A 1133-nucleotide genomic window follows, 5' to 3' on the forward strand; every position below is an offset into this window, starting at 1 on the left:
CTCGGGCTGAACTACACCGAGGACACGCTCCAGGACGACATCCACACCCGGTTTATCAAGGAAAAGAAGGGCTTCGGCATCATCGGCCAGATCGTGGCGATGGTGGCTGCGGTGGCGATTTCGATTGTTACGGCGGGGGCGGGGGCGGCACTGATGGGTGTAGCCATGGCCCAGATGACGATCGCCTAGGCGATGGTGGCTATGGCCATCGATGCGGCTATCTCCGCCACGTTGTCGAGCATGGTGAGCCAGGTGATCACAACAGGCTCGCTGAATATCGGCGCGGCGCTGAAGGCGGGCGCCGTCTCTGGGTTGACGGCCGGGCTCACGCAAGGCGCACTGGGCGCGCTCAACCTCAGCGCCCCGGGGGTAAGCAGCTTTGGTGACAACATCGCCAAGGGCAACTGGGCAGCGGTGCAGGCGAACGCCGGCAGCTATATCCAGGCCAGCATCGTGCGCTCCGCGATCAGCGCCGGCGTAAATACGGCCGTCTATGGCGGGAGCTTTGGACAGGCGTTCGCCGGTGGGCTGGTGCGGGATGCGGCGGCAGTTGGGGCCAACGCGGTAGGGGTAAGTGCGCCGGGCATCGGCATGCCGGGCTCGGACCCGTCGACTATCCTCACCAATGTGCTGGGACATGCACTGGTGGCCTGCGCGGCACAGAGCCTGAGCGGTGGGGACTGTGCTGGTGGCGCGATCGGCGGGGCGGCGAGTGCTATTGCGGCGCCGTTGATTCGCGATGAAGTATATGCCGGCAGCGATGCCGTCAGATACAGCGATGATGCCGTTCGGCAGGCACTTACAGTTGGTCTTGCGACGTTGATTGGTGGTGCAGCCGGCGCGCTACTGGGTGCTGACGTGACCTCAGCCGGCTTGGCGGCGCAGAACGAGGCGATCAACAACGCCACCGCCATGATGGTGCCGAGACCTGCGCCAACTGGGCCGGGCGGAACGTACACCCCGAACAACGGCCCGCAGAAGTCCGACCCGTTGGCGAATCCGCTGGAAGCGGAGAATGATGGTGGGCCCATTGGGACGCCAAACAATGGGCCGCAAGGCGGGACGCTGACGGGGACGCCCGCAAGCGGTCCACAAGGGCTGACAATTTTGGCAAATCCGGGGTGTGGCTCGGC

At 65.0% G+C, this 1133-nt stretch carries 2 protein-coding genes; both read left to right on the forward strand.

Going from position 1 to position 1133, the window contains the following annotated elements; all coding sequences use genetic code 11:
* On the forward strand, window positions 1–189 hold a 189-nt coding region (locus AB4Z27_RS29085), incomplete at its 5' end, for a hypothetical protein (protein ID WP_441645995.1).
* A gap of 12 nt (window positions 190–201) precedes the next feature.
* A partial coding sequence (locus tag AB4Z27_RS29090) for a DUF637 domain-containing protein (RefSeq protein WP_441645996.1) occupies window positions 202–1133 on the forward strand: 932 nt, incomplete at its 3' end.

The organism is Cupriavidus sp. KB_39 (assembly GCF_052114485.1).
In the GTDB taxonomy this organism is placed as follows: Bacteria; Pseudomonadota; Gammaproteobacteria; order Burkholderiales; family Burkholderiaceae; genus Cupriavidus.